This is a genomic window from Pacificoceanicola niger, from assembly GCF_048553275.1.
Lineage (GTDB): Bacteria > Pseudomonadota > Alphaproteobacteria > Rhodobacterales > Rhodobacteraceae > Pacificoceanicola.
Genome location: NZ_JBLZMW010000021.1, coordinates 46,913 through 71,161, shown reverse-complemented (window position 1 = coordinate 71,161; position 24,249 = coordinate 46,913). Strand labels below are relative to the sequence as shown.

23 protein-coding genes and 2 pseudogenes are annotated in these 24,249 nt (G+C 61.2%); 10 read left to right on the top strand and 15 right to left on the bottom strand.

What is annotated here, in order from left to right; genetic code table 11:
* Positions 1-278: 278 nt before the first annotated feature.
* The 6 genes and pseudogenes from ACN2XU_RS21280 to ACN2XU_RS21255 all read left to right on the top strand — a co-directional run.
* Positions 279-845 (top strand): annotated as a pseudogene (locus tag ACN2XU_RS21280) (transposase); the annotation flags it as partial.
* Between the two features lie 370 nt (positions 846-1,215).
* Positions 1,216-2,028 (top strand): TIGR00282 family metallophosphoesterase, encoded by an 813-nt coding sequence (locus tag ACN2XU_RS21275; protein WP_419412359.1) that lies wholly within the window; start codon positions 1,216-1,218, stop codon positions 2,026-2,028.
* The gene (locus ACN2XU_RS21270; protein ID WP_419412358.1) at positions 2,025-2,960 is read left to right on the top strand and encodes a DMT family transporter; all 936 of its coding nucleotides are present in this window, start codon (positions 2,025-2,027) and stop codon (positions 2,958-2,960) included. The genes ACN2XU_RS21275 and ACN2XU_RS21270 overlap by 4 nt, the downstream gene beginning before the upstream one ends.
* A gap of 22 nt (positions 2,961-2,982) precedes the next feature.
* Positions 2,983-4,761 carry an SLC13 family permease gene (locus ACN2XU_RS21265; RefSeq protein ID WP_419412357.1) on the top strand — a complete coding sequence of 593 codons (1,779 nt, stop codon included), beginning with the start codon at positions 2,983-2,985 and terminating at the stop codon, positions 4,759-4,761.
* 174 nt (positions 4,762-4,935) lie between these two features.
* Positions 4,936-7,815, top strand: coding sequence for an excinuclease ABC subunit UvrA (gene uvrA, locus ACN2XU_RS21260; protein WP_419412356.1), 2,880 nt, complete (start codon positions 4,936-4,938; stop codon positions 7,813-7,815).
* A 35-nt stretch (positions 7,816-7,850) separates the two neighbouring features.
* On the top strand, positions 7,851-8,501 hold the full coding sequence (locus tag ACN2XU_RS21255) for a hypothetical protein (protein ID WP_419412355.1): 651 nt from the start codon (positions 7,851-7,853) through the stop codon (positions 8,499-8,501).
* A gap of 54 nt (positions 8,502-8,555) precedes the next feature.
* Here the strand turns inward: ACN2XU_RS21255 and ACN2XU_RS21250 are convergent, their stop codons facing one another.
* The 9 genes and pseudogenes from ACN2XU_RS21250 to ACN2XU_RS21210 all read right to left on the bottom strand — a co-directional run bounded on the left by ACN2XU_RS21250 (position 8,556) and on the right by ACN2XU_RS21210 (position 17,392).
* Positions 8,556-8,765: a YgaP family membrane protein gene (locus ACN2XU_RS21250; RefSeq protein ID WP_419412354.1), complete on the bottom strand. Its 210-nt coding sequence runs from the start codon at positions 8,763-8,765 to the stop codon at positions 8,556-8,558.
* Between the two features lie 163 nt (positions 8,766-8,928).
* Positions 8,929-9,801: a 3-hydroxyisobutyrate dehydrogenase gene (gene mmsB, locus ACN2XU_RS21245; protein ID WP_419412363.1), complete on the bottom strand. Its 873-nt coding sequence runs from the start codon at positions 9,799-9,801 to the stop codon at positions 8,929-8,931.
* A gap of 48 nt (positions 9,802-9,849) precedes the next feature.
* Positions 9,850-10,848: pseudogene (locus ACN2XU_RS21240) on the bottom strand (enoyl-CoA hydratase/isomerase family protein); the annotation flags it as partial.
* A 78-nt stretch (positions 10,849-10,926) separates the two neighbouring features.
* Complete coding sequence (locus tag ACN2XU_RS21235) at positions 10,927-12,066, bottom strand: acyl-CoA dehydrogenase family protein (RefSeq protein WP_419412353.1); 1,140 nt, start codon at positions 12,064-12,066, stop codon at positions 10,927-10,929.
* Positions 12,067-12,215: 149 nt separating this feature from the next.
* Entirely contained in the window at positions 12,216-13,349 is a 1,134-nt protein-coding gene (locus ACN2XU_RS21230; protein WP_419412352.1) for a glycosyltransferase, read from the bottom strand.
* Positions 13,350-13,477: 128 nt separating this feature from the next.
* The gene (locus ACN2XU_RS21225; protein ID WP_419412351.1) at positions 13,478-14,605 is read right to left on the bottom strand and encodes a carboxylate-amine ligase; all 1,128 of its coding nucleotides are present in this window, start codon (positions 14,603-14,605) and stop codon (positions 13,478-13,480) included.
* Between the two features lie 104 nt (positions 14,606-14,709).
* Positions 14,710-15,144: a hypothetical protein gene (locus tag ACN2XU_RS21220; protein ID WP_419412350.1), complete on the bottom strand. Its 435-nt coding sequence runs from the start codon at positions 15,142-15,144 to the stop codon at positions 14,710-14,712.
* Positions 15,145-15,282: 138 nt separating this feature from the next.
* A complete protein-coding gene (locus ACN2XU_RS21215) occupies positions 15,283-15,750 on the bottom strand; it encodes a vWA domain-containing protein (protein WP_419412349.1) in 468 nt (155 codons plus the stop codon).
* Positions 15,751-15,892: 142 nt separating this feature from the next.
* Complete coding sequence (locus ACN2XU_RS21210; protein WP_419412348.1) at positions 15,893-17,392, bottom strand: CoA-acylating methylmalonate-semialdehyde dehydrogenase; 1,500 nt, start codon at positions 17,390-17,392, stop codon at positions 15,893-15,895.
* A gap of 101 nt (positions 17,393-17,493) precedes the next feature.
* Here ACN2XU_RS21210 and ACN2XU_RS21205 point away from each other — a divergent pair, with 101 nt between their 5' ends.
* From ACN2XU_RS21205 to coaD, 3 genes are all read left to right on the top strand, one after another.
* Positions 17,494-18,399 (top strand): LysR family transcriptional regulator, encoded by a 906-nt coding sequence (locus ACN2XU_RS21205; RefSeq protein WP_419412347.1) that lies wholly within the window; start codon positions 17,494-17,496, stop codon positions 18,397-18,399.
* A 62-nt stretch (positions 18,400-18,461) separates the two neighbouring features.
* Entirely contained in the window at positions 18,462-18,896 is a 435-nt protein-coding gene (locus ACN2XU_RS21200; protein ID WP_419412346.1) for a CBS domain-containing protein, read from the top strand.
* Between the two features lie 78 nt (positions 18,897-18,974).
* Positions 18,975-19,472 (top strand): pantetheine-phosphate adenylyltransferase, encoded by a 498-nt coding sequence (gene coaD, locus ACN2XU_RS21195; protein ID WP_419412345.1) that lies wholly within the window; start codon positions 18,975-18,977, stop codon positions 19,470-19,472.
* 88 nt (positions 19,473-19,560) lie between these two features.
* Here coaD and ACN2XU_RS21190 read toward each other — a convergent pair whose 3' ends face one another.
* A complete protein-coding gene (locus tag ACN2XU_RS21190) occupies positions 19,561-19,722 on the bottom strand; it encodes a hypothetical protein (RefSeq protein ID WP_419412344.1) in 162 nt (53 codons plus the stop codon).
* Positions 19,723-19,985: 263 nt separating this feature from the next.
* Between ACN2XU_RS21190 and ACN2XU_RS21185 the strand changes: the two genes are divergently transcribed.
* A complete protein-coding gene (locus ACN2XU_RS21185; RefSeq protein ID WP_419412343.1) occupies positions 19,986-20,237 on the top strand; it encodes a hypothetical protein in 252 nt (83 codons plus the stop codon).
* 16 nt (positions 20,238-20,253) lie between these two features.
* On the opposite strand, the gene ACN2XU_RS21180 is transcribed toward ACN2XU_RS21185, so the two are convergent.
* The 5 genes from ACN2XU_RS21180 to rocF all read right to left on the bottom strand — a co-directional run bounded on the left by ACN2XU_RS21180 (position 20,254) and on the right by rocF (position 24,136).
* Positions 20,254-20,622, bottom strand: coding sequence for a hypothetical protein (locus ACN2XU_RS21180; protein WP_419412342.1), 369 nt, complete (start codon positions 20,620-20,622; stop codon positions 20,254-20,256).
* A gap of 80 nt (positions 20,623-20,702) precedes the next feature.
* Positions 20,703-21,704: a type I glyceraldehyde-3-phosphate dehydrogenase gene (gap, locus tag ACN2XU_RS21175; RefSeq protein WP_419412341.1), complete on the bottom strand. Its 1,002-nt coding sequence runs from the start codon at positions 21,702-21,704 to the stop codon at positions 20,703-20,705.
* 160 nt (positions 21,705-21,864) lie between these two features.
* The gene (locus ACN2XU_RS21170) at positions 21,865-22,035 is read right to left on the bottom strand and encodes a hypothetical protein (RefSeq protein WP_419412340.1); all 171 of its coding nucleotides are present in this window, start codon (positions 22,033-22,035) and stop codon (positions 21,865-21,867) included.
* A 40-nt stretch (positions 22,036-22,075) separates the two neighbouring features.
* Complete coding sequence (ocd, locus tag ACN2XU_RS21165; RefSeq protein ID WP_419412339.1) at positions 22,076-23,131, bottom strand: ornithine cyclodeaminase; 1,056 nt, start codon at positions 23,129-23,131, stop codon at positions 22,076-22,078.
* A gap of 81 nt (positions 23,132-23,212) precedes the next feature.
* Positions 23,213-24,136: an arginase gene (gene rocF, locus ACN2XU_RS21160; protein ID WP_419412338.1), complete on the bottom strand. Its 924-nt coding sequence runs from the start codon at positions 24,134-24,136 to the stop codon at positions 23,213-23,215.
* Positions 24,137-24,249 lie beyond the last annotated feature (113 nt).

Genomic DNA, 24,249 nt, shown 5'->3' with positions numbered 1-24,249 from the left:
TCGTTGTCCCAGGGTCTTCCTCTCAGCCATCGCTCTGGCCGCAACCGTCATCTATTGGTTTTGAATCCTGACCCTAGTTTGCAACCTCGCGCCTTATCCAGTTTGTAGATGGCTAGCCAAATATGGCTGTTGCCGTAGTAGGCCAGGATCGGACTGCAAGGCGAGCCTTGGGGCAGGCTTCCGCCCAGACTTGCGACGTGAACCAAAACAGCGGTTACGTCCCGGGATCATTCAAGCTCCCGATGAAAAAATCGGGCGACGTTGTTGGCTGAACAGCTTGGGAAATAGACCACTTCACCTACCTCAAGGTTCTCGGCTGGGGCTGGTTCTATCTCAGCGCGATCCTGGACGATTACAGCCGCTACATCATCGCCTGGAAGCTCTGCGCCAACATGCGGGCGGAGGACGTCACAGACACCCTGGACTTGGCGTTATAAGCATCAGGATGCGATCAGGTTCACGTCGTTCACAAGCCGCGCCTGCTCAGCGACAACGGGTCCAGCTACGTCTCTGGAGACTTGGCCGAATGGTTGCAGGACAAAGGCATGAAGCACTCACGCGGCGCGCCATATCATCCCCAAACACAGGGCAAGATCGACAGGTGGCATCAGACCCTGAAGAACCGCATCCTATTGGAAAACTACGTCCTGCCTGGCAATCTCGAAGCCCAGATCGGAGCCGTCGTCGACCACTACAGCCACGATCGATATCATGAGAGACTGAGCAACGTCACGCCCGCCGACGTCTACTTCGGGCGCGACAAAGCCATTCTGAAACAACGGGAAAGGACCAAACAAAAGACCCTCGAAGCGCGACGCTTGCATCACCGCAAACACGCCGCATAATCAAACCAACCAGATGGGCGGAACTCTCGCTTAGTTTAAGCCGCCTTTGGTGCCAAGAACCCTGACGACGGACGGTATGACGTTCAAAAGGAAGCCATGCTTCACCGATCACGGTCATCGGCGTCCCCGCCTGTATCGTAGCATTTACCTCGCATGGTTTGATGAAGAAAGTGTTTTGACTGGTCTCGAAATATCCGAGGGGAGTCGCCGCAGGCGGCGGGGGCAGCGCCCCCTGTATTATATTTCTTGGTCTGGAAACATGTGGTCGCGTCGAAGGCATGTTTGTCGCTTCACGCGGGTAGGTCAAAAACGCTGAGATTTCGCTTTTGCCCTTCAAATCCCATACGCAGCACTCTAATCCTCGCACCCCATGAGACTTCTATTTCTTGGCGATGTGATGGGCCGCTCCGGGCGGCAGGGGATCGTGGATCGGCTGGCAAAGCTCCGCGACGATTGGCGGCTGGATTTTGTCGTTGTCAACGGTGAGAACGCGTCGAACGGCGCCGGGCTCACGGCGGCGCATGCCAATCTGCTGTTCGAAGCGGGGGCGGACGTTGTGACGCTTGGCGATCATGCTTTCGATCAGAAGGACATGCTGACCCATATCGAGAGTGACAATCGCATCATTCGACCGCTGAATTTTGCCAAGCAGGCGCCGGGGCGGGGGGCTGGTCTGTTTTCGGATCGGCGCGGGCGCAAGGTGCTTGTGGCGCAGGTCTTGGGCCAGGTGTTCATGAAGCGGGCCTTTGACGATCCGTTTTCCGCGCTGGACGATATCTTGCGCCGTCATCCGCTGGGCGGTCAGGCGCAGGCGATCGTGGTTGACATGCATTGCGAGGCAACCAGCGAGAAGATGGGCGCGGGACATTTCTGTGACGGTCGGGCGAGCCTTGTGGTTGGCACGCATACCCATGTGCCGACAGGTGATGCGCAAATTCTGCCCGGTGGCACCGCGTTCCTGTCGGATGCGGGCATGTGCGGCGATTACAATTCGGTCATTGGCATGGAGAAGGCCGAGCCCATGCGCCGGTTCGTGACCGGCATGGCCAAGGGACGGTTCCAGCCGGCTGCAGGCGAGGCGACGCTGTCGGGTATTTTCGTCGAAACAGACGACCGGACCGGCAAGGCGGTTGCGGTCAAGATGGTGCGTCAGGGCGGGCGGCTGGAACAGAGCGGGCCGTGAGCGGGCCCGCGCCGCGCTGGCTGCCGTTTGCGGCGCTTGTGCTGATTGGTGCGGCCTGGGGCGCGACGCAGCCCTTGGGCAAGGTGGCGGTCTCGGAGGGGTATCGGCACTTTGGGTTGCTTTTCTGGCAGATGAGCATCGGCGCGGTCGTTTTGCGCATCATTATGGTCTTTCGCGGCACGACGTTCTCCTTTGCCCCGCGCCACTTGGCGTTCTATCTGCTCATCGCCCTGCTGGGCTCCATTCTTCCGGGCATGGCCTCCTACAGCGCTGCGGTGCATTTGCCCTCCGGCGTTTTGTCGATCCTTCTGAGCAGCGTTCCGATGCTGGCCTTTCCCATTGCACTGATGCTTGGTCTTGAGCGGTTTCGGATGCGGCGGTTGGTGGGGCTGTCGCTTGGGCTCTGCGGGGTGGCGTTGCTGATTCTGCCGCAGACGGTGATGCCGCGGGCGGTGCAGATGACCTGGGTGCCGGTGGCATTGCTCTCGTCGCTTTGTTACGCACTGGAGGGCAATCTTGTCTCAAAATTTGGGCGTGGCGGGCTTGGGCCGGTGGGGCTTCTGGCCGGAGCCTCGGCGGTCGGAGCCGTGCTGTGCCTTCCGATGGCGCTGCTGAGCGGGCAATTTATCGACCCGCGCGGGGCATGGGGCGCGCCCGACTATGCGCTGATGGCCTCGGCTTGCCTGCATGCGGCGGCCTATACGGGCTATGTCTGGCTGGTCGGGCTGGCCGGATCGGTGTTCGCGGTGCAGGTGAGTTATTTCGTCACGCTGTTCGGGGTCAGCTGGGCCATGCTTTTCCTTGGCGAAGGCTATGGCGGCTGGATCTGGGCGGCGCTGGGTTTGATGTTGGCGGGGATGGCGCTTGTTCAGCCGCGGTTGCAGGCCCTTGCCCCGTTGCCCGCAACCCGTCAGAATGCAGAGCCGCAGTAAGAGGCAGGGGCGACAATAAAGCATGCAATGGTTGGAATTGAGCCAGACCGGACAGGCGGGTGTCGCCTTGGCCATCGTGGTGCTGATGTTCGTGCTTTTCGTGCGCGAGACCTATCCGGTGGAAGTGACGGCAATCGGCGGCGTGGCGGCGATGCTGCTGATGGGCATTTTGCCATACGATGCTGCTCTCGCGGTGCTGTCGAACCCGGCGCCCTGGACCATCGCGGCGATGTTCATCGTCATGGGCGGGCTGGTGCGGACCGGCGCGCTTGATGTGTTCACCCGCCATGCGCAGGACCAGGTGGTCAAGCGGCCAAAGCGGGCGATGGCGGGGATCATGGCGGTGGTGGTGCTGGCCTCGGCCTTCATGAACAACACGCCGGTGGTTGTGGTGATGCTGCCGGTGTTCGTCCAGATCGCCAAGGTGCTTGGGGTTGCGCCCTCCAAGTTGCTGATTCCGCTTAGCTATGCCGCCATTCTGGGTGGAACGACCACGCTGATCGGCACCTCGACCAACCTGTTGGTTGACGGCGTTGCGCGCAATCAGGGGCTTGAGCCGTTTACGATTTTCGAGGTCACGCCATTGGCGGTGATCCTCGTGGTCTGGGGCATGGGCTATCTCTATTTCGCCGGGCGTTTCCTTCTGCCGGAGCGGACCTCCATGGCCGGGATGCTCTCGGATCGCTCGAAGATGAAGTTCTTCACGGAGGCGGTGATCCCGCCGGACAGCAACCTGATCGGCCGCGAGGTGCAGGGGGTTCAGCTGTTCAAGCGCGAAGGTGTGCGGCTGATCGACGTGATCCGCGGCGATGAATCGCTGCGCCGCAATCTTGCCGGGGTGATGCTGGAGGTCGGCGACCGCGTCGTCTTGCGTACGCAGATGACGGAGCTGCTTTCGTTGCAGCGTGACAAATCGCTCAAGCGTGTGGATCAGGTGTCGGCCAAGGAGACCAATACGGTCGAGGTGCTGATCACGCCGGGCTGCAAGATGGTGGGGCGTAGCCTCGGCGCGCTGCGTCTGCGGCGACGGTTCGGCGTCTATCCATTGGCCGTGCACCGGCGCAATCAGAACATCGGGCGGCAGCTCGATCAGTTGGTGGTGCGCGTGGGCGATACGCTTCTGCTCGAAGGCGCGCAGGACGACATTCAGCGCCTGGCCGAGGAAATGGACCTTGTCGATGTCTCGCACCCGTCGGCCAAGGCGTTCCGGCGCGGCCATGCGCCCGTTGCGCTTTTGGCGCTGAGCGGAATTGTTTTGCTTTCGGCCTTTGATGTTGCGCCGATCCTGCCTCTGGCGGTGATTGCGGTGGCGATCATTCTCTTGTCACGCTGCATTGATGCGGACGAGGCGTTTTCGTTTGTCGAGGGTCAGCTTCTGGCGCTGATATTTGCCATGCTGGCCATCGGTGCGGCACTGGAGGCAACGGGAGCGGTGGCGCTGATCGCGGAGAGCCTCGCCCCGCTGATGATGGACCTTCCGGGGCCGGTGCTGGTCTGGGCCGTGTATCTGCTGACCTCGCTCCTGACGGAGAGCGTGTCGAACAATGCGGTGGCGGTGGTGGTCACACCGATCACCATTTCGCTGGCGCATGCTGTGGGCGTCGATCCGCGGCCGCTGGTGGTGGCGGTCATGGTCGCGGCGTCCTGTTCTTTTGCCACGCCGATTGGCTATCAGACGAACACGCTGGTCTACGGGCCCGGTGGCTACAAGTTCTCTGACTTCCTCAAGGTTGGTTTGCCGCTGAACCTGAGCGTGGGGCTGCTGTCGGCGCTGCTGATCCCGTTGTTCTGGCCGCTTTAGGGGCGGTCAGGGCGGGTCGGGCGGGGCACGTCGTCTGACAGGCCCGGCGGATGGACTTTGGTAAAGATGAATTGTAGGCGTGGCACCAGATGTTCGCGGAACGTTCTTATTTTTCCATTGGCGATCGCGATCTGATCCCCTATCTGTTAAGCGGTCTTAAACCGAGGGGGCAGTATGCCTGAGCTGAAGTATATCGAGGTGCGCGGGGCGCGCGAGCACAACCTCAAGTCCATCGACGTGGATATTCCGCGCGATGAGCTGGTGGTGATCACCGGGCTTTCGGGCTCGGGCAAGTCGTCTCTGGCCTTTGATACCATTTATGCAGAGGGGCAGCGCCGCTACGTCGAGTCGCTGAGCGCCTATGCACGGCAATTCCTTGATATGATGGAAAAGCCGGATGTGGATCACATCAGCGGTCTGTCCCCGGCCATTTCCATCGAGCAGAAGACCACATCGAAGAACCCGCGATCGACCGTGGGGACGGTGACGGAAATCTACGACTACATGCGCCTGCTCTTTGCGCGAGTCGGCACGCCCTACAGCCCCGCCACCGGGCAGCCCATCGAGGCACAGCAGGTGCAGGACATGGTCGACCGGGTGATGGCGCTGGAGGAGGGGACGCGCGGCTATCTGCTCGCGCCCATCGTGCGCGACCGGAAGGGCGAGTATCGCAAGGAATTCCTTGAACTGCGCAAGCAGGGGTTTCAGCGTGTGAAGGTGGACGGCGAATTCCATGAGCTCGACACGCCGCCTACCCTGGACAAGAAATTCCGCCATGACATTGATGTCGTGGTCGATCGGATCGTGGTGCGTGACGGCATGCAAACGCGGCTTGCCGATTCCTTCCGCACGGCGCTTGATCTGGCCGACGGGATTGCGATCCTTGAGACAGCCCCCAAGGAGGGTGATCCCGAGCGGATCACCTTTAGCGAGAATTTCGCCTGCCCGGTCAGTGGCTTCACCATTCCGGAGATCGAGCCGCGGTTGTTCTCGTTCAACGCACCGTTCGGGGCCTGCCCGGAGTGTGACGGGCTTGGGGCCGAGCTGTTCTTCGACGAGCGGCTGGTGGTGCCGGACCAGACGCTGAAGATTTCCGATGGGGCGCTCGCCCCGTGGCGCAAGGGCAAGAGCCCGTATTTCCTGCAGACCATCGAGGCCATTGCCAAGCATTACGAGTTTGACAAGAAAGCCCGCTGGAAGGACCTGCCGGCGCATGTTCAGCAGGTGTTCCTCTATGGCTCCGGCGATGAGGAAATCCCGTTCCGCTACGACGAAGGCGGGCGGATTTACCAGGTCTCGCGCACGTTCGAAGGCGTCATTCCAAACATGGAGCGGCGCTACCGCGAGACCGATTCCAACTGGATTCGCGAAGAATTCGAGCGCTATCAGAACAACCGCTCCTGCGGGACCTGTGGCGGTTATCGCCTGCGGGAAGAGGCATTGGCGGTGAAGATCGGCCCGTCGGCTGATCCCGATGCGCTGCTGCACGTGGGGCAGGTGGTGCAGATGTCGATCAAACAGGCCTATGATTGGTGCGGCACCGTGCCCTCCCACCTGACCAATCAGAAAAACGAGATCGCCAAGGCGATTCTGAAGGAGATCCGCGAGCGGCTTGGGTTCCTGAACAATGTCGGCCTCGAATATCTGACGCTGTCGCGCAATGCGGGCACGTTGTCGGGCGGCGAGAGCCAGCGTATTCGCCTGGCCAGCCAGATCGGCTCGGGCCTGACCGGGGTGCTTTATGTGCTCGATGAGCCGAGTATCGGCCTGCATCAACGCGACAACACGCGGCTGCTTGATACGCTGAAAAACCTGCGAGATCAGGGCAATACGGTGATCGTTGTGGAACACGACGAAGAGGCGATCCGAGAGGCGGATTATGTCTTTGACATCGGGCCGGGGGCCGGGGTGCATGGCGGTCAGGTGGTCTCGAAGGGGACGCCGCAAGAGATCATGGCCGATCCCGCCAGCCTCACCGGGCAATACCTGAGCGGGACGCGCGAAATCGCGGTGCCGCAGAAGCGACGGAAAGGAAACAAGAAGAAGCTGAAGGTGGTGAAAGCCTCGGGGAACAACCTCAAGGATGTGACGGCGGAATTCCCGCTGGCGAAATTCGTTTGCGTGACAGGGGTTTCTGGGGGCGGCAAGTCGACGCTGACCATTGAGACGCTGTTCAAGAGCGCCTCCATGGCGCTCAACGGGGCGCGTCAGACACCGGCGCCCTGCGAGACGATCAAGGGGCTGGAGCATCTGGACAAGGTGATCGACATTGACCAGCGTCCCATTGGGCGGACTCCGCGTTCAAATCCAGCCACTTACACCGGGGCCTTCACCCCGATCCGCGACTGGTTTGCCGGTCTGCCGGAGGCGAAGGCGCGGGGTTACAAGCCCGGGCGATTCAGCTTCAACGTCAAGGGCGGTCGCTGCGAGGCCTGTCAGGGCGATGGCGTCATCAAGATCGAGATGCATTTCCTTCCGGATGTCTATGTCACCTGCGAGACCTGCAAAGGCGCGCGATACAACCGCGAGACTTTGGAAATTCGCTTTAAAGGCAAGAGCATCGCGGACGTTCTTGATATGACGGTTGAAGATGCGCAGGACTTCTTCAAGGCCGTTCCGAGCATTCGCGACAAGATGGACGCGCTGATGCGGGTGGGCCTTGGGTACATCAAGGTTGGCCAGCAGGCGACGACGCTTTCGGGCGGCGAAGCGCAGCGGGTCAAACTTTCGAAGGAGTTGGCGAAACGCTCCACGGGCCGCACGCTCTATATCCTCGACGAGCCAACCACGGGTCTGCATTTTGAGGATGTGCGCAAGCTGCTGGAAGTGCTGCACGAACTGGTCGACCAGGGCAACACCGTGGTGGTGATCGAACACAACCTCGACGTGGTAAAAACCGCCGACCATATCATCGACATTGGCCCGGAAGGCGGCGATGGCGGCGGCGAGATCGTGGCGGTTGGCACGCCGGAGCAGGTGGCGGAGGTCGAACGCTCTCACACCGGCCGATATCTCAAACCGATGCTGAATGCGGGCAAGGTGGCCGCGGAATGAGGCGGATTGTCGCCAAATCATGACCACATCAAGACGTGATTGGCAATGAAACGCTTTCAGTGTTAACCATGTGCCTTGGCTTGGTTACCAGGCTGCTGCTCTGTTTACATGGTAAGATGATGACGCGTTTTATTGGACTGATGGTACTTGCATTGGGCGTGTCTGCCGCGCCTTTGCATGCTCTCACTGTGACAAACGACCCCGCGACAGGCGGGACCGGGCCCACCGCCGTTCTGACGGTGGCGAAGGGCAACGACATCAAGGCGGGCCAGGTCAATTCCGACCTGCTCGGTTTTATAAACAGCTTCAAGGATCCGGATTTCACCGTGATCCGCGCCGATGATATGTTCAAGGTGGATTATCCCAACACAGCGGCGGGGTTTACATTTACCGCGCTTGATAGCGCGAAAAAGGGCGAGTCCCGGCACTTCAGCTGGTCCACCCTGACCGCTTACGAATTTGTGGTGTTCAAGGCAGGTCCCGGATTTGTGGCGCATTACTATGAAGGCGGGACCCACGGCGGCGCTGTCATCATGGACAAGGGCATCAGCCACCTGAGCTTTGTCGTGCCCGCCGGGCCTTCGATCGTGACCCCGCCGCCGGTACCGCTCCCCGCGAGCGGTCTGTTGCTGCTGGCGGCACTGGGCGTCGGCTCGATCGGGCTGCGACGCAGGAAAACGGCCTGAGCGCATCCGATTTAAGAGATGTGAAAAGGGGCCGCGATGGCCCCTTTTTTGATATTAGTTATTCTTGGTCTTGCAGGTGTTGATTCCGAGCAGACTGTAGGGCGGGCAGGAACCCATGGCAGCGGTGGCGAGCATGGCAACGCCGACAATCAATGCGAGCCATTTGAGCACGCCGGCGGCCATCGAAAAGAAGGCAATCAACAAAATCACACCGACAACGGTGCGCAGGATGCGGTCGGTCTGACCCATGTTCTTGGCAAGCATATCAAGTTCCCCGGGGTTAAGGATTTTTGTCATAACTGTGTTTGAACGATATCACGAGAATTGAATATGATTTGAATCAATTTATCAGGAGCGAGCGGCAAAAGACCGCCCCGTGAGGCGGCCTCTCCTGTTTTCCGGGCGTGGACCGGGCAGCGCCCGGCGTTCAGCCGCGCCCGCGCGTCTCGAACCGGGGCAACATGGCGCTGAAATCGCGGCCTGCGCCCTCTTCGTTTTCAACGAACTGTTCATAGAGCGCCATGGCGGCCTGACCCATGGGGGTGTCGGCGTCGGCGCTTTCGGCGGCCTGTTGCGACAGGCGCAGATCCTTGAGCATCAGATCGGCGGCAAAGCCGGGTTTGTAGCCGTTGTCGGCGGGCGATTGCGGCCCGATGCCGGGGGCGGGGCAATAGGCGTTCATGCTCCAGCTGTAGCCCGAGGAGGTGCTGACCACATCGAACATCGCCTGCCGGTCGAGGCCGAGTTTGTCCGCGAGGGCAAAGGCTTCGCAGGTGGCGATCATGGTGACGCCCAGGATCATGTTGTTGCAGATCTTCGCCGCCTGGCCATTGCCGGAGGGGCCGCAATGCACGGCTTTCTGACCCATGATGTCAAAGAGCGGCTTGGCCTTGGCGAAGGCCTCGTCCGAGCCGCCGACCATGAAGGTGAGCGTGCCGCCGCTGGCGCCGCCGATCCCGCCGGAGACCGGCGCATCCAGCGCGCCAAGGCCGTGCTCCGTGGCTTGATTGGCGACGGCGCGCGCGCTGTCCACGTCCACGGTCGAGCAATCGAGCAGAACCGCGCCCTGTGCCATCGCGGGGATCACCTCATCGGCGACACTGCGCAGGATCGCGCCGTTGGGCAGCATGGTGATGACCACATCCGCCCCGGTGGCGGCCTCAGCGGCGCTGCCGGCCTGCGTCGCGCCATCAACGGTGACGCCCGCCACGTCAAAGCCGGTCACGCTATGGCCTGCCTTGATCAGGTTGGCCGCCATCGGCCCGCCCATATTTCCCAGTCCGATAAATCCGATCTTCATGCTGCTCTCCCTGAAATTCAGCGCCAGCTTGCCCAGCGGTGCCAGCAACCGGCTGACGTCGACGGCGGGCACCTTGCCGGGATCATGCCGCCATTTGGGCGACTTGTCCTTGTCGATGATGGCCGCGCGAATGCCTTCGAGGAAATCGCCGTGCTCCATGATGCGGTGGCTGACGCGGTATTCCAGCTCCAGCGCTTTGCGAATGGTCAGGTCGGAGCTGAGGCGCAGCCGGTGGATCATCTCAAGCGTCACGGCCATGGAGAGCGGCGCATTGCGGCCGAGCGTGCTCAACGTCTTCTGCGCAAACGTCCCGCGATCGGCGGCCAGCAGGTTGAGAATGTCGCTCAACGCTTCCCCGGCAAACAGCGCATCGATCTGCGTTTGCTCCGCGGCCAGCGGGCTGTCCGGGGCAGGGGCGGCGCAGGCGGCCACCGCACCGGCATCACCGCTCTCGCAAAGCGTGGTCTTGAGCGCGTCCCAGTCGGAGTCCGGGATGAAATGATCGGCAAAGCCCGCGTGGATTGCGTCGCCCGGCCCCATGCGCGCGGCGGTCAGGCCAAGATATTCGCCCAGCCTGCCGGGGGCGCGGGCGAGCAGGTATGTCCCACCGACATCCGGCACGAACCCGATGCCGACCTCCGGCATGGAGATTTGCGTGCTCTCACAAACGATGCGGTGGCTGCAATGTCCCCCGAGGCCGACGCCGCCGCCCATCACAAACCCATGCAGGTATGAGACAATCGGTTTGTCGTATTCGGCCAGCTTGGCGTTCAGCCGATATTCGTCGCGCCAGAACTGGCGCGCATAGTCGATGTTTCCGTCGCATCCCGTCTGGTACATCTCGGCGATGTCCCCCCCGGCGCAAAAGGCGCGCGCGCCCTCCGCGTCGATCATGACCAGGGCGACATCGGGGTCGCTGCGCCATTGCTCAAGAGCCTGCTCTATCGCGAGGCACATGGCGTAGGACAGCGCATTGAGCGCCTTGGGTCGGGTGAGGGTGATGCGCCCGGCGCGGCCCTGTTTGCGGATGTCAATGTCGGTGGTCATGAAGCCTTCCGGGTTGGACAAAATGCGGTTCCGGTGACGGACGCTACGGGGTTCCTGGAGCAAATCGGGCTGCGGATCTCAGCGCGCAAGCAGGGTTCTCGCCGTGATCATGCGCATGATTTCATTGGTGCCTTCGAGGATTTGATGCACCCGCAGATCACGCACCAGCTTCTCGATGCCATAATCGGCCAGGTATCCATAGCCGCCGTGCAGCTGCAGGCACTGATCCACGGTCCTGCTGCCGGCCTCGGTCACGAATTTCTTGGCCATGGCGCAGAATTTCGTCGCATCCGGCGCGCCGGTGTCGAGCTTCCAGGCCGCCTGACGCAGGAAGGTGCGCGCGGCTTGCAGCTCGATCTCCATGTCCGCGAGGCGGAATTGCAGCGCCTGAAACTGGTCGATGCTCTGGCCAAAGGCCTTGCGTTCGGACATGTATTGCAGGGTCAGGGTCAACGCGGTTTGCGCCGCGCCGAGCGAGCAGGCGGAGATATTCAGGCGGCCACCATCCAGACCGGCCATGGCATAGCGAAAGCCTTTGCCTTCCTCGCCCAGCAGGTTTTCGGCGGCGGTGACGCAGTTGTCGAACTGAACCTGTCGCGTGGGCTGGGACTTCCAGCCCATCTTCTCTTCCAGCCCGCCAAAGGACAAGCCCGGAGCGCCATCCTCGACATAGAGCGCGGAAATCCCCTTGGGCCCGTCGCCGCCGGTGCGCGCCATGACCACGTAAGCATCCGAATAGCCGCCTCCAGAGATGAAGGCCTTGGTGCCATTGACAGCGTAGCCGTCGTTGGTACGCTCCGCGCGGGTCTTGAGCGCGGCGGCATCGGATCCAGAGCCAGGCTCGGTCAGGCAGTAGCTCAGAACCGTCTCCATTGTCAGCGCCTTGGGCAGGATGCGGGCCTTCATCTCGTCCGAGCCGAAGCTGTCGATCATGCGCGCGCACATGTTGTGGATCGACAGGAAGGCTGCGACGGAAGGGCAGGCCATGCTCAGCGCCTCGAAAACCAGCGTCGCATCGAGCCGCGTCAGCCCGGAGCCGCCCGCCTCTTCGCTGACATAAAGACCGCCAAAGCCCAATTCGGCGAGCTGCGGCCAGAGGGTTTTGGGGATCGTGCCATCGGCCTCCCATTGCCGGGCATGCGGTGCGATATGCTCCTGCCCGAAGGCATGGGCCATGTCGAAGATAGCGGTCTGTTCCTCACTGAGCGCGAAATCCATGGTCTGTTTCCTCCCCGGCAGAAAATGAACGCTTGTTCAGATTGTCGCGCGAAGAGCATCGGGATGCAAGCGGTGCGGATGCAAGGCGGTTTTGCAATAATGCAAAGCATGCCTCTGATCCGTGGGGATGTGTTTGCGATAACGCAGGTCTAACCCACCAGCGCGTTGCGAATGACACTTTCCACCCGCGCCAGCCCGGCCGCATTGTCGAACTTGGCCTCCGCGGTGGCCCGCGCCGCCCGGGCCATGGCGCTGCGATCCGGCATGTCCAGGATCTCTGTGATCCGCGTGGCAAAGCCCACCTCGTCCCATTCATCGACCAGCAGCCCGTTCACCCCATGCTCGACCGCTTCGGGGATGCCCGCATGGCGCGTCGACAGGGTGATGCAGCCGCAGGCAAGCGCTTCCTGGATGGCCGTTGGCAGCCCTTCGGTGTTGCCGTTCTGCGCCGTGACCGAATGCTGCAGGAAGACTTCGGTGGTCAGCAGGTGCGCGCGCACCGCGTCATGCGGCAGCGCCCCGGTGAAGGTGACCTGATCGGCGATGCCAAGCGCCTCGGCCTGTGCCCGTGATGGGTCCAGCAAAGGCCCGTCGCCGATAAACGTCAGATGCGCCGCGCGCCCCTTCGCGGCCTTGGCAAAAGCGTTCAGTGTGATGTGCGGCGCCTTCTTCTCGACCATGCGGCCCACGGCCAGGAAGGTTCCGGCACGCTTTTCGCCCGGGGAAAAGCGCCGGATATCGACACCGGACGGCACCACATGGGCATTGGGATGCCTGACACCGTGCTTGGCAAGATTGTCGAGCAGAAACTGGCTGACCGAGAACATCCCCGCCAATCGCGGCATCATCAGCCGGTAGGAACGTACCCGCTGGCGCGAGGTCAGGGCGGCGGAGGCATCGGTGCCGCGCCAGTAAGTAAAGACCGGAATGCCCAGATCGTTGCCAAGCTGCGCCACGACAAGCGCCTGCGTCCCGAATTCGGCAAGGATCGCGGACACGCCATGCGCACGCAAAAACGCCGCGAGGGCGGCGCGGTTGTCACCGTACGGCAGGCGAGAGGTTCCATGAAGCGCCGCCCCCGAGAGCGCGGCCAGAGGCGCCAGCAGCGTGTCCTTCAACGACAACCGCCCGCGCCGTTCGAACAGCGGTTTGCCGTAGGGATCGGTGCCGTTGAAACGGCCGCAGATCACCACGCTATCGCCGCCGAACATGTGTTCAATATGGCGATTGATGAAGGTCTCCCCCATCACAAAGTAATCCGAGGTGGCAATGGCGATGGTCATGGGTGGCTCCGAGCGTCTGCCCGTCGTTCTAGTGCGCGACCATTATCAAGACCACCGCTTCGCGCTTCTTCTTTGCAAAAATATCCCGGGTGAGCGCCGCAGGCGCGAGGGCAGCGCCCTCATCCGTGCTACAGATCGGCCTGGAACTCGTCGACGAGATGCTGCACCACCGCCCGCATCTGGTCTTCGCGGTCCTTGCCTTCGGTTTTTGCGGCGTGCAGCACGGCCCGCTGCCGTGTTGCGCTGTTGCCGCTCTCGGCGATGCCGCGGATCCGTTCGACTTCACGCATGCAGCGCAGGATGCCCGCGTCCTGTTCGACCATTTCGATCAACTCTTCCATGAGTTGTGGGAAGGGGATGATCTCGGCGGCGCCGAAGTCGATCATGCCTTCGGAGACGCCATAGCGCTGCGCGCGCCAGCGGTTTTCGCCGATCAGGAAGGGATCGTAAATGCGCCAGCGCTGGTTCTTTACCCGCAGCCGCCACAGCATCCGCAGCAGGCATTGGTTCAGCGCCGCCAGCGTCAGCGTGTCCTCCATCCGGGGCTGCACATCCATGATCCGGCTTTCCAGCGTCGGGTAGCTGGCCGAGGGGCGCAGGTCCCACCAGATGCGGCTGCTGTCCTCGATCACGCCGACGTCGATCAGGATCTGCACCGAACGCTCGTAGTCCTGCCAATTGGCGAATTGCGGCGGCAGCCCGGTGCGCGGCAGATTGTCAAAGACGGAAATACGGTAGGAGGCGAGACCGGTGTCCTGCCCCTGCCAGAACGGTGAAGAGGTCGAAAGCGCGAGCAGATGCGGCAGGAAATAGCTCATCTGCCGCATCAGGTCCGCCCGCAGCGGATCATCATTCAGCCCGATATGCACGTGCATTCCGCAGATCAGCATCCGCCGGACCACCCCGCCGAGATCCCGGCTCAGTTCATTGTAGCGTTGCTTGTCGGTGTGGCTTTGGTTCTTCCAGTCGGCCAGGGGGTGACAGGAGGCGGCAATCGGAGCCATTCCGCGCTTGCGTGCGTGTTTCGCGACAGCGCTGCGCAGGCGTTTGAGATCCTCGCGGGCCTCGGCGATGTCGGCGCAGGGCTTGGTGCCGATTTCTATCTGGCACTGCAGGAATTCCGGGCTGACCTGGTCTTCCAGTTCGGCCGCACAGTCTTCCATCAGCCCCTCGGGCGCTTCGATCAGGGTCAGACTGTCCAGATCGACAAGCAGGTATTCCTCTTCGATCCCCAGCGTGAAGTCCGGTTCGGTCATCGCAGTCTCCCCAAAATCCTGCCTGTCAGTTGAGCGCAAAACACGGGTTGAGAGCAACGGCATTCTGGGGGCCGCAGGGCGAGCAGCGCCGCTTCGCGCGGGTATCACACCTCTCTGGATACTTTGATCGTGTCCAGAATGGCAGACAGGGTGTCTTCGGGAACAGAAACGATTGTCGCGGCGCAGCACAATTCGCGCGTGGCATACACGTTGAACTTGACGGTATTCTCGACGACTTGCTGATACATGCGCGCCACACCGAACTGCACGTCGCGCTCGGTGAGTATCACGTGATTGACCGAGGCAGGCATCTGTTTGTGAACATGGGCGAGGTTGGGAGCAAGCTGCGTGAGTTGCTGATAATCCGCCTCGAAGCTCCGCACGTCGCGTAGATCGGTCACGATGTTGAAATCGGGTGCATATCCGGGCTGGTCGCCCATGCTTTTCCACGCCGCGAGGCAATCGTCGGTTCTGTAGTCCGCCCCGATTCTATACACGATGCAGCGTTGTTCGGGGACTATGCGGAGTTGAAAAGCCATGGAAAAGGGACCGTTTGGTTGATCGTTAAGCTAGAAAAGCGCATTGGTGAAGACGGGCCGCGTTGCGCGTACCGGACATGTCTAGCACCTATTAGTGATACTTTATAGCGCTGTTGCAGGTCAGCCCGTCAGTCAGCATCACAAGCGCCTCGTGCCGCCCCTGCGCTCCGATTTTTCCGACTGGCACTGAGACACCGCTTTTTTGAACGCCGTCATGCTACGCTCCGGCTGGCCGGCAAGTCTCAGCGCTTCGGCTTCGTCACGGGTGACCACAATACTGATCTTCGACATCGGGTTCTGAATCTGTTCCAGGATGCGGGCGAGTCCGAAGAAGACATCCGATCGGGCGTAAATCACGCTGCGCACCGGCGTTTGGAATGTGCGCAATGAACGGCGCAAGCCGAGGATGCTGGAGAGCATGCTGCGATATCCGGTTTCGACAGTTTCGAGGTCGCTGGTGTCGGTCAACATCTTGAATTCGGACGAAAATTCCGGCGAAGCGATGTAGCGCTCGAACACCTCGACACCTTGCCGTGTGTCAACGTTGCCATGAAACCGGAAAAACGCGAGGCGGCGGTCCGGATGGATCGACAGTGATATCGTCAAGAGGTGCCCGTCTCTTTCGAATACTTGATTCTACCGCCTTAGGGTTGCAGTTTGTTGACGCTTGGGCAAGGCGACTTGAGGGCAAACGGGCGCCAAGTACGGCGCCCGCCTGATTTTACAGATATGGTTCAGCTTTAACGCGTCAGTCCATCGCCTTGAAGTTGAATTCGCCACCTTCCTTGATGCCGGAGAACCAGCGCGCCGTGACCGTCTTGGTCTTGGTATAGAAGCGGAAGGCGTCGGGGCCGTATTGGTTCAAATCGCCGAATGCCGATTTCTTCCAGCCGCCGAAGGTGTGATAGGACAGCGGCACGGGGATCGGGAAGTTGATGCCGACCATGCCGACATTGACCCGATGGGCAAAATCGCGCGCGGTGTCGCCATCGGCGGTGTAGATCGCCGTGCCATTGCCATAGGGGTTGTCGATCACAAGGTTCAGCGCGTCCTCATAGGTCTCGGCGCGGACCTGGCTCAGCACCGGACCGAAGATCTCTTCGCGGTAGATCTCCATGTCCGGCGTGACGTTGTCAAAGAGCGACGGACCACAGAAGAAGCCGTTCTCATAGCCCTGCAGCTCGAAGCCGCGCCCGTCGATCAGAAGATCCGCGCCTTGCTCCACGCCGGAGGCGATGAGACCTTCGATCCGCGCCTTGGAAGCGGCGGTGATGACCGGGCCGTAGTCCATTTCCTGATCGGAGGTGTAGGGTCCGACGCGCAGTTTCTCGACGCGCGGAACCAGCGCCTCGATCAGCTTGTCGGCGGTGTCCTTGCCAACCGGCACGGCAACGGAGATCGCCATGCAGCGCTCGCCAGCAGCGCCGTATCCGGCCCCGACCAGCGCGTCGGCGGCCTTTTCGATGTCCGCATCTGGCATGATGATCATGTGGTTCTTGGCTCCGCCAAAACACTGCGCGCGCTTGCCGTTGTTGGCGGCACGGCCATAGATGTACTGGGCGATCGGGGTGGAGCCAACGAACCCGACGCCGGCGATGTCTTCGTTGTCGAGGATCGCATCGACCACGGACTTGTCGCCGTTGACCACCTGCAGCACGCCATCGGGCAGCCCGGCCTCTTGCAGCAGTTCGGCGAGACGCAGCGCGGTGGAGGGCACACGCTCGGAGGGTTTGAGGATCATGGCGTTGCCGCAGGACAGCGCCGGGGCCATTTTCCACAGCGGGATCATCGCCGGGAAGTTGAAGGGTGTGATGCCCGCAACCACGCCGAGCGGCTGGCGCATGGAATAGAGATCGATCCCGGGGCCGCCATCGTCGGTGAATTCGCCTTTGAGCAGGCTCGGCGCACCCATGCAGACCTCAACAACCTCAAGGCCGCGCTGCACGTCGCCACGCGCGTCGGGCAGTGTCTTGCCATGCTCACGCGACACCAATTCTGCCAGCTCGTCCATATGCTCGTTGATAAGGGCACCGAACTTCATCATCACGCGGGCGCGGCGTTGCGGGTTGGTCGCACCCCATGCCTTTTGCGCTTCGACGGCCTTTGCGACGGCGTCGTTCAGCTCATCGACGCTCGACAGCGGCGTCTGTGCCTGCACTTCGCCGGTGGCGGGGTTGTAGACATCCGAAAAACGGCCCGACGTGCTCTTGACGTGGGCGCCATTGATCCAGTTGGTCAGTTCGGTCATGGAATCCTCCTTAATTCGTTGAGGCCGAGACTATTCTTGCAAAAATGCCGAATAAAGCCAAAAATTGGCAAAAGGGTTTTGCAAAAATGCAAGGAAAGGCGATGTCGGAGAGTTGGGATGATCTGCGGATTTTTCTGGCGGTGGCGCGGGGCGAGAGCCTGTCTGCCGCCGGACGGGTGCTGCGTATGGATCCGGCGACGGTGGGGCGGCGGATTGCGCGGCTGGAGCAGGGATTGGGCGCAGCGCTTTTCGTCAAGAGCCAGCAGGGCTATGCGCTGAGCGAGCCGGGCGAGCGGATGCTGCGCCATGCGGAGGCAGCCGAGCAGGCTCTGTCGCTGGCGATGGAAGCGGTGCGCGGCGGGGCCGAGGGGTTGAGCGGCCAGGTGCGGATCGGTGCGCCCGACGGCTGCGCCAATTTTCTGCTGCCACAGGTCTGCGCCGCCATCGCCGATGAGAACCCGGATCTCGAAGTTCAGATTGTGGCCTTGCCGAGGGTGGTGAACCTGTCACGGCGCGAGGCGGATATGGCGATCGCAGTGAGCGCGCCCACGGCCGGGCGGCTCATGGTGCAGAAGATTACCGATTACCGTCTGCATTTTGCCGCATCGGAGGACTATCTTGCGAGAAACGCCCCAATTCGTGCGGTAAATGACCTGAACGGTCATCGCATCGCTGGCTACATCCCGGATATGATCTTTGACAAGGAACTCGATTACCTCGGCGAGCTTGGGCTCACGCGGGTGCCCCTGGCCTCGAATTCGGTTTCGGTACAATTCAATTGGGTCCGGCAGGGGGCGGGGCTCGGGATCGTGCATGATTTCGCTTTGCCGACCGCGCCGGGCCTGCGCCGGGTTCTGACCGATGTGGTCAGCTTGAAACGTAGTTTTTACCTGGTGCGGCATACGGATGATCGCAGGCACGAACGGATGAATCGTTTTGCAAAGGCGCTTGTCGACGGGATGCGCGTGGAATTGGCGCGTCTGGAGGCCTTTTGCCAAAACGTCTGACTTGACAGAATGCCGCACCCTGAAGGACGCTTGACGCCAGGCAGCACAAAAGGAGACGACCGATGCAAGTCCAGAACATTCTCAAGAGTAAAGGCTCGGAGGGCGTGGTCACGGTCAAACCCGGAACCCTCATCGAAGACGCCGCGAAGATGCTGGCCGAAAAGCGGATCGGAACGGTGGTGGTGTCGGACACCGGCAAGGACGCCATCGGCATTCTGTCCGAGCGCGATATCGTGCGTGTGTTGGCCGCCCATGGTGCGTCATGCATGACGGAAACCGTTGACAGCTACATGACGCGCAAGCTGGTGACCTGCACCCGTGCCGACAGTGCCGATGCGGTGCTGAGCAAGATGACCGAGGGGCGATTTCGCCATATGCCCGTGGTCGAGGACGGCGTGATGATCGGGTTGATCACCATCGGAGACGTGGTCAAGGCGCGGCTGTCCGAGCTTGCGATGGAGAAAAGCGCGCTTGAAGGTATGATCATGGGTCACTGACCGTCAGGAAAAATTCCGGGTTGCATTCCTTCGCGCAATATTGTTGCGTGCGCAGCATCGTGATGGAAAGGGATGCCCATGCGGATTGGCCTGTACCCCGGCACTTTTGACCCGATAACCCTCGGGCATGTAGACATTATCCGGCGTGCGGCGGCGCTTGTGGACCGGCTGGTGATTGGCGTTGCGATCAATCGCGACAAGGGGCCACTGTTCTCTCTCGAAGAGCGCGTGATGATGATCGAAGATGAATGTGCCGCATTGTCGGAGGAGACCGGCACGGAGATTGTTGCCCATCCGTTCGAAAATCTACTGATCGACTGTGCCCGCGATGTGGGGGCCCAGATCATCGTGCGCGGCCTGCGCGCGGTGGCGGATTTCGAGTATGAATATCAGATGGTTGGTATGAACCGGGTGCTCGACAGTTCGGTCGAGACCGTGTTCCTGATGGCCGAGGCGCGGCACCAGGCGATTGCATCGAAGCTTGTCAAGGAAATCGCGCGGCTCGATGGGGATGTGTCAAAATTCGTCACGGCGCCGGTGCATCAAAAGCTGCTCAGCAAGTTGGGCAAAGCCTGAGGGTGAGCGCCGTCCGGGATCCGTTGGATCGCGATCGGCGCTCGGTCTTGAGGGAGGCGGGCAAAGCCCGTTTGGAAGGGCGCACGTCTCAGCCGTAGACCGCTTCGTGGGCGATGCGGTGCGCGTCACCGGGATAGATGCCCAGATCGAAGGCCACGTCTTTGGGCATGTCGCGCAGTTCGCGGACGGTGCGGTTGTATTTTGCGCGCTTTTCCATGCGGATGCGTACGCTGTCAAAGAAACTGTTCATTGGTTTTCTCCTGTATCCAGTCGTTTCTGTTACCGCCAACATAGGCTTCGCTGCAGTGCAGAACAATTGTCGGATTGGTCTTCCCGCGTTGCAGGAATTGCATATGAAACCGGGGCAGGGTTAACGCGGGTTTTGCGCAAACCCCTTGCCTGTATGGCTGCTAACGATTTTTTTACCGAGGCTGGGTTAACCTTGTCAGGTCTGGAGGCTGTTCGAGACCCGTCATTTCGCCGCGGCATGGCCTCGCAAGGATGGAGAGCCAAATGCGTATTGGATATGCATCGGCGCTTCCCTTGACCAGCACGCCGGGCCGGGGGGCGGCTTTGGTGCAGGAAGTGTCTATAGCGAAATCAGGGGCGGCGCAGGCCAGCTCGCCACCGCCCGTACCGGTCGCAACGCATTTTCTGCCGCCGGGTGCCTTGCAGCAGAGGACCCCCGCAACAACGCAGGCGGCCATGGCGTACAAGGCGGCGAAAGGGGCCGTCTCCGCCACCCAGAGCAAGGCGGACCGGTGATCGCAGCCCTCAGCCCTCAGCCCGCGTTGCAGGTGAACTGGATGGTGATTTTCTGAAGGCGGACGGTTCTGCGGGTGGTCATGGTGCCGGTTTGGATCGTGTCGGTGGCAAAGCGTATCCCGCCGCGCTTTAAGTCGGTGAGTGTGAAGCCGGAGGCGCAGGTCTTTCGTGCAACCGGTTCGCAGGCATAATACGGCGTAATGATCTTGCCAGCATTTGGTCCGATGTGGGCGCGGCGTCCGACAACGCCGGGCGTGACTTCGCAACTTGTCTCGTAAAGCGGTTTGCCGTCCTTCGTGCCAATGGCATCGGCGGGCCGGGCAAGCGCTTGGTAAAGGCAGCCTGACAGGGCCAGCGGGGCAAGAAGGAAAAAGCTGGGTTTCATCGTTATGATCCTCAAAAAGATGCAAAAAACCCCGGCCCGCGACCGGACCGGGGTGCGATTGACTCGCGATTTGCGTTTTCTCAGATCAACTTGCCCATGGCAACGGCGGTATCGGACATCCGGTTGGAGAAGCCCCATTCGTTGTCATACCACGTCAGGATGCGCACCATGGTGCCTTCCATGACCTTCGTCTGGTCCGTGTGGAAGATCGAGGAATGCGGATCGTGGTTGAAGTCCGTGCTCACCAGTTTTTTGTCGGTGTACCCGAGGATACCCTTGAGCGGGCCATCGGCGGCGGCGCGGATGGCGGCGTTGATTTCTTCGACAGTGGTCTCGCGGGCCGCTTCGAAGGTCAGGTCCACGACCGAAACATTCGGCGTGGGCACCCGGATGGCAACCCCGTCCAGCTTGCCGTTCAACTCGGGCAGCACGAGGCCGACGGCCTTGGCCGCGCCGGTGGAGGTCGGGATCATCGACAGCGCAGCGGCGCGGGCGCGGTAGAGATCCTTGTGCATGGTGTCCAGCGTCGGCTGATCGCCGGTATAGCTGTGGATCGTGGTCATGAAACCTTTGACGATGCCAACCGTGTCGTTGAGCACCTTGGCAACCGGTGACAGGCAATTGGTGGTGCAGGAGGCGTTCGACACGATGATATCGTCCTTGGTCAGAACGTCATCGTTGACGCCGTAGACGATCGTCTTGTCCGCGTTGGTACCCGGCGCGGAGATCAGCACGCGGCTGGAGCCATTGTCCAGATGGGCCTGGCAGGCCTCTTTCGACGTGAAGATACCGGTGCATTCCATCACCACGTCGACATCGCTCCAGGGCAGGTCGGCGGGATTGCGAATGGCGGTCACCTTGATCTTGCCCCGGCCAACGTCGATCCAGTCGTCGCCGGATGTCACCTCGACCGGGAAACGGCCGTGCACGCTGTCATACTGGAGCAGGTGGGCGTTGGTTTCGACGGGACCAAGATCGTTGATCGCAACAACGTCGATATCGGTACGGCCGGATTCGATGATCGCGCGCAGGATGTTGCGGCCGATGCGGCCAAATCCGTTGATGGCTACCTTGACTGACATGGAACTCTCCCTTTGTGCCAAGAGGTGTGTGCGGCTGTTAACGCTAACAATCAAAGCCAGCCAAGAAAGTCAACGCCAGAGCGCCGCAAGATGTCGGTTTTTCGGAGCTTAGCCCGTCCTGTGTAACAGGAAAGGCCGTATCGAAACCCTCAGTGCCCGATCAGCGCCAGAATGCGAGCCATTCGATCAGATCGAGCATTTTCTTGGCGAGAAAGACCAAATGCTTGGTATCATAAAACGCGTAATCGACAGCGAATGCGACGATGATCAGAAGTCCCAGAATGATGGCAAGCCGGTGGGTCATGGCGGGCTCCGAGGTTTTGGCTGTCATGCCAGACCCATGGGCCGCTGTCACGCCGAAGTTGCTGATTTCAGGCCGCTTGTGCCCCGCCCGCGCGCATCAGCATCCCGAACAGATCGCGCGGATCGTCCGGATCGGCCAGCAGGTCCAGCGGCAGGCTCAGTCCGGTTTCCAAAGCCTTTTCGTGCACGTAACGCAGGGCGCTGAAATCCTCGATGGCAAAGCCGACGCTGTCGAAGAGGGTGATCTGCTGCGCGTCCCGGCGGCCCTTTCTCAAACCTGTAAAGACTTGCCAGAGTTCGGTGACCGGATGGTCCTGAGGCATTTGTTGAATCTCGCCCTCGATGCGGGTCTGTTCGGGGTATTCGACGTAAACATCGGCACGGTCGAGAATGTCCGGCGCCAGTTCCGTCTTGCCCGGACAGTCGCCGCCAATGGCGTTGATGTGCACGCCCGGGCCGACCATGTTTCCTGTCAGGATCGTCGCGCTTTTCTTGTCCGCTGTGCAGGTGGTAATGATCTGTGCCCCTTCGATGGCCGCTTCGGCGCTGTCGCAACGCACGATGGTCAGGCCACGACCCGCGAGGTTGGCCGCGCATTTCGCAGTGGCCTGTGGGTCCTTATCATAGAGCCGCACGGTGTCGATGCCGATCAGGGACGCCATCGCCAGACATTGGAATTCCGATTGCGCACCATTGCCGATCATCGCCATGGTTCTTGCGTTTTCTGGCGCAAGGTATTTCGCCGCCAGCGCCGACATTGCCGCAGTGCGCAGCGCGGTGAGAAGGGTCATCTCCGACAGCAGCAGCGGATACCCTGTGTGCATGTCCGCCAGCAGGCCAAAGGCCGTGACCGTCTGCAGGCCCTCGCGCGTGTTCTTGGGATGACCGTTCACATATTTGAAGGCGTAATGCGTCTCATCCGCCGTGGGCATCAGTTCGATCACCCCCACATCGCTGTGCGCGGCGACGCGCGGTGTCTTGTCAAACTGCTCCCAACGGCGAAAATCTTCTTCGATCGCCCCGGCAATCCCGCAGAGCATCCGGGGTAGGCCGATCCGGTGGATCAACTGCATCATGTGATCGACGGACACAAAGGGAACGAGGGCTTTTTCGGACGGTTGCATGAGAGATTCCTGGAATTCGAGGACGATTTTCGGGTGTTCGGGCATGATCCCGGATGCCCGCAGCATCGGGGAAAGGGGATTTCAGAGACCTCTTGGCGTGGGGCGATCAAACACTTTGCGGCCAAGCGCCGAGGCACACAGATCCACCATCACCTGCGCGGTGCGACCCCGCTCATCAAGCATCGGGTTGAGCTCCACGAGATCCATCGAGGACATCAGGCCGCTGTCGTGGATCATTTCCATGACCAGATGCGCTTCACGCACCGTAGCGCCACCCGGGACCGTTGTGCCAACCGCAGGCGCGGCAGCAGGGTCGAGAAAATCCACATCAAGCGAGACATGCAGCAGGCCATTCGCCTCCGCGACCTTCTGCAAGAAGGGTTTCAGCAGCGCCGTCACACCCTGCTCGTCAATCGCCCGCATGTCGAACCGGTGGATGCTGGACGCCTCCAGCGCGGCGCGTTCCGCGCCATCGACCGAGCGCAACCCGAGAATGCAGAGGTTTTCTTCGGGGATCGGATGCGGCACGGCAGGGAAGCCGTCAAAGCCGGGACGCCCCGTCACATAGGCCAGCGGCGTGCCATGGAGATTGCCGGAGTCTGTGGTCTTCGGGGTGTGAAAATCGGAATGCGCATCGAGCCAGAGCACGAATTGCGGACGATTTTGCGCGGCGGCGTGGGCAGCAACGCCATGCACCGTGCCGAGGCTGAGGGCGTGATCACCGCCCATAAAGACCGGCAAGCCGCGCGCCATCGCTTTGGTCGCGGCCGCGCTGAGAGCGGCGGTCCAGCCTATGGTCGCCGGAAGTTCATGAAGATGGGCGTGCTCGGCCAGGTCAACCGCGTCCGGCTGTACATTGCCCAGGTCCACGACGCGATGCCCAAGGTCGGACAGTGCATCGGGAAGGCGGGCGATGCGATAGGCATCAGGCCCCATGAGGCAGCCCTTGCGGGTTTTGCCACTGTCGACTGGCGCGCCGATCAATAGAATATCCTTTGTCATCATACGTGTCCTGTTTCGCCTGCGTTGTTCCGAGTGTCTGTTCAAAACGCGAAGGGGTTAAGGCTTCATTTTGTGCGAATTGACGTTATATTAACCAAAACGGAGCGATAAATGGC